General features: G+C 49.1%; 2 protein-coding genes. Both read left to right on the top strand.

The genetic code is table 11. The annotated features are described in order from the left end of the window. The first annotated feature begins 32 nt into the window (after window positions 1-32). Window positions 33-1,106, top strand: a complete 1,074-nt coding sequence (locus STRDD11_RS10065; RefSeq protein WP_128837193.1) for a hypothetical protein — start codon at window positions 33-35, stop codon at window positions 1,104-1,106. 205 nt (window positions 1,107-1,311) lie between these two features. Continuing rightward, on the top strand, window positions 1,312-4,282 hold a 2,971-nt coding region (locus STRDD11_RS10060; RefSeq protein ID WP_128837320.1), incomplete at its 3' end, for an SIALI-17 repeat-containing surface protein.

Genomic DNA, 4,282 nt, shown 5'->3' with positions numbered 1-4,282 from the left:
TGGCAAGATTCGACTAATCAAGGAGGAAGACCATGCTGGAAATTAAACCAGTCAAACCTAATACTGTAGAGCTGGACGATTTTCTAGCCCTGCCCAAACAGATTTACCAGCCAGACCACCTCATGCAGTCGGAAGAGGAAGAGCTGGCTTTGATTGAGGGCAGTCACCCGCTGAGTTCTGACTTAGAAACCTATGCTTTTATTGGCTATGTGGACAGTCGGCCTTGTATTCGAGGGCTTCTGACCTTCTATCCAGATGATGAGGCTGCTTACTTGGGATTTTTCGAGTCGATCAATGATCAACAGATTGCATCTGCTTTTATCGAGCATTTAGCAGGTTTTGCTCGCAGTCTCGGAGCTAGCAGGATTATCGGTCCCGTACAGGCAAGTTTTTGGCTGGGTTATCGAATGCAGCTGACTGGAACAGAGGAGCTCCCTTTTACAGGGGAGCCTCATAATCCAGCCTATTATCCTCAGCTATGGCAGGAAGCTGGTTTTGAGATCAAGGAGCGCTATCTATCCAATTTTTATCCCAAGGTCAGCAATCAAACTCATCAGGACAAGCTGGCTCATCGCTTTGAGTCTTTTGAAGAAGCGGATTTCACCATTTGCTCTCCAAAGAAGCAGGAGTGGGAAGAAGCTTCGCTGCAGGTTTTTGAGCTCCTCAATCGCCTCTATCAAGATTTTCCGATTTATCGGTCAATTTCTAGTCAGCAGTTCAGTCAGATTTTTCAAAAATACCAGTATATTCTTGATTTTTCTATGGTTAAGCTGGCCTATAAGGAGGGCAAGCTAGCTGGTTTTCTGATTGCCATGCCGGACTACGGTTCTCTGGTTTATCAAAAACTGACTCCGCTTAACCTAGCCAAGCTTTTTTGGACCAAGCGTTTTCCAAAACGTTATACGATTATGTATCTAGGAGTAGATGAGCAATTCTTGGGGTTGGGCTCTGCCTTGGCCTATCCGATTTTTAAAGAAGCACAGAAGCGACAGGCTTCAGCTATCGGTGCCTTGATTCATCAAAAGACAGTCACCCGCTATTATGCAGCAGAACTGCAGGGTAAGAAGCATGAGTATGGTCTTTTTGAACAGGATTTAAACAGCTGATTACAGAGAGAAAAAAATATTGCTTCATCGGATTCCCTTTGCGGAATCTTTTTTTGGTATTGAAAAATGAACAGTTGTTTTTCAGCTGTTCAAAAATGAAATACTTTCAGGGATAAAAGATATTTTTTTAAGCAAAAGGATTGAATTTTGAGTGAAAATCCAGTAAAATTTGAAAGAGATTATTTTATAAAGAAAAGGGAATTTTATGGAAAAAAGAGTCACTGGCGATACACTCCAGCGCTATTCTTTTAGGAAATTATCAGTAGGATTGGTTTCCGCTACGATTGGAAGCTTCTTTTTGAGCACTGCCATAGGGGGGAATGTCAGCACTGTCGAGGCTGCAGAAGTTTCGGCTGATAAATCCGTCCCAGTCCATTATCACTATGTAGTAGAGTCGGAGCTGACCGAAGCTGAGAAAAGTGCAGTTGTGAAGGAACTTCCAAAGTTTGTGGAGGAAAGTGCGGATGCGTATTATCTGGTCTACCGTCCAAAGACTCAGGGGATTTCATCGGAAAATCTGCCGCGGACAGGCTACTCAGGACTTTGGGAAGCGACCTTCGCAGTTGCAGGGGTGACCTTGGCGGTTCTGGTCATCGCTAGAGGCAGAAATGGCAAGAGATACCTGTCTTCGATTTTGCTGGTGACAGGACTGGGCTCGATCCTTCTGGCTCCTTCTGTCTTTGCAGTGACCAATATTGAATTGGCTGCTTATAATCAAAGGCTGAATTTGGCTGTGGGAGACAAGCTGCCTGAGCCTTTGGATATTACTGGCTTTGAATATGTCGGCTATCTGAAGAGCGGCGAGCAGGACAAGGGAGCTCAAACAGGAAGCCATCAGCTTCCTGCGGTTCAAAAGGAATGGTCAGCTGTCGAAGTGGATCAGCAGCCAGCTATCCAGCCAGAAAATACTGGCACGACCAATACGGCGGTCACTGATGAAGCGGAAAAACTGACTGAGCAAGAAAAGGAAGTTATTGCTGCTCAAGAACGTCAGTTTGCCCGGCTTTCTCCTACCCATGAAGTACCCGAGCTGAAAATCACAAGTGACGATACCACCCAGACTCAGAGCTTGCCTTATCAAACTGAGTATCAATATTCGGATCAGCTGGCCCAGGGGCAGTCTCAGGTGATTCGTGCGGGTATTGCAGGTACGAGGACAGTCGTGACTCGCAACTACAGCGCCGGTCAGCAAATTGTGAAAAGTGAGCTGATTTCTGACCAAGTCACTGCCGAACCCGTTTCGGAAATCATCATGGTCGGCACTGCGGCGGCCAATTATGTGCCAAAAGAAGCACCTGTCCAAGAAGTGCCTGAATTAACCAATTACGGCACTGTTCCAGACACTGCGCCTGTGCATGAAATACCAGAAGCAACCGAGTATGGAACCGCGCCCGATACTGCCCCAGTACATGAGGTAGCGGAAGCAACCGAGTACGGCACTGTTCCTGATACTGCCCCAGTACATGAGGTAGCGGAAGCAACCGAGTACGGCACTGTTCCAGATACTGCGCCCGTTCATGAAATAGCGGAAGCAACTGAGTATGGAACCGCACCTGATACAGCACCCGTTCATGAAATAGCGGAAGCGATCGAATATGGCACTGTTCCTGATACTGCTCCAGTACATGAAGTTCCGGAAGCAACTGAGTATGGAACCGCACCTGATACAGCACCCGTTCATGAAGTTCCGGAAGCGACCGAATATGGCACTGCTCCTGACACCGCGCCCGTTCATGAAGTTCCGGAAGCGACCGGATACGGCACTGTTCCCGATACTGCTCCAGTACATGAAGTTCCGGAAGCGACCGAATACGGCACTGTTCCAGATACTGCGCCCGTTCAAGAAGTTCCGGAAGCAACTGAGTATGGAACCGCACCTGATACTGCCCCAGTAGAAGAATTGCCAGAATTAGAGCTGACTGCAAGGGATGAAACAAGAAGAGAAAAGATAGATTTTTCAGTTGAAGAGCAGTATACAGATGACATTCCTGAGGGGACCCGCCAAATTATCACACCTGGAGTACAAGGGGAGCGAGCTATCACAACCCGCATCTATACCTCTAACGGCCAGGAAGTTGACCGTCAAGTTTTATCAGATGAAGAAATCCTTGCAGCAGTCAATCAGATTATCAAAGTTGGAACAAGGAAACCAAATCTGGTACCAAGTGATGCACCGCAAGCGGACGCCCTGCCAGAGTACCCACTGACCTATACTGATGAAACGCGTGTAGAGAAAATCAACTTCGCTATTCGTGAGGAGGAAACGGACGAGCTTGTGCAAGGTGCCCGCGAGATTGCCACTCCCGGCGTGCAAGGCGAGCGGACGATTACGACCCGCGTCTACAGTTCTAACGGCCAAGAAATCGACCGTCAGGAACTGTCTAATGTCGAAACGCTGTCCCCTGTGACCCAGATTGTCAAGGTCGGCACGGCCAAGTCCAGTCTGGTGCCCAATGATGCACCGCAAGCGGACGCCCTGCCAGAGTACCCGCTGACTTATACTGACGAAACGCGTGTAGAGAAAATTGCTTTCGATATTGAAGAGCAATATACTGATGAATTAGCTGAGGGAGCTCGTCAAGTCATCATTCCCGGCGTGCAAGGTGAGCGGACGATTACGACCCGCGTCTACAGTTCTAACGGCCAAGAAATCGACCGTCAGGAACTGTCCAATGCAGAGACCTTGGCCCCAGTGAATCAGGTGGTCAAGGTCGGCACGGCCAAGTCCAGTCTGGTGCCCAATGAGGCTCCGCAAGCGGACGCCCTGCCAGAGTACCCGCTGACCTATACTGATGAAACGCGTGTAGAGAAAATCACCTTCGCTATTCGTGAAGAAGAAACGGACGAGCTTGTGCAAGGTGCCCGCAAGATTGCCACTCCCGGCGTGCAAGGTGAGCGGACGATCACGACCCGCGTTTACAGTTCTAACGGCCAGGAAGTTGACCGTCAGGAGCTGTCCAATGCAGAGACCTTGGCCCCAGTGAATCAGGTGGTCAAGGTCGGCACGGCCAAGTCCAGTCTGGTGCCCAATGATGCACCGCAAGCGGACGCTCTGCCAGAGTACCCGCTGACTTATACTGACGAAACGCGTGTAGAGAAAATCACCTTCGCTATTCGTGAAGAAGAAACGGACGAGCTTGTGCAAGGTGCCCGCAAGATTGCCACTCCCGGCGTAG

The sequence above is a fragment of the Streptococcus sp. DD11 genome (genome assembly GCF_001578865.1).
In the GTDB taxonomy this organism is placed as follows: Bacteria; Bacillota; Bacilli; order Lactobacillales; family Streptococcaceae; genus Streptococcus; species Streptococcus panodentis.
This window is presented reverse-complemented; position numbering and strand designations above follow the sequence as displayed.

Bases quoted from the DNA above. Each gene is read 5' to 3' on its own strand.
- STRDD11_RS10065 (WP_128837193.1), top strand. From the start codon at position 33: ATGCTGGAAATTAAACCAGTCAAACCTAATACTGTAGAGCTGGACGAT.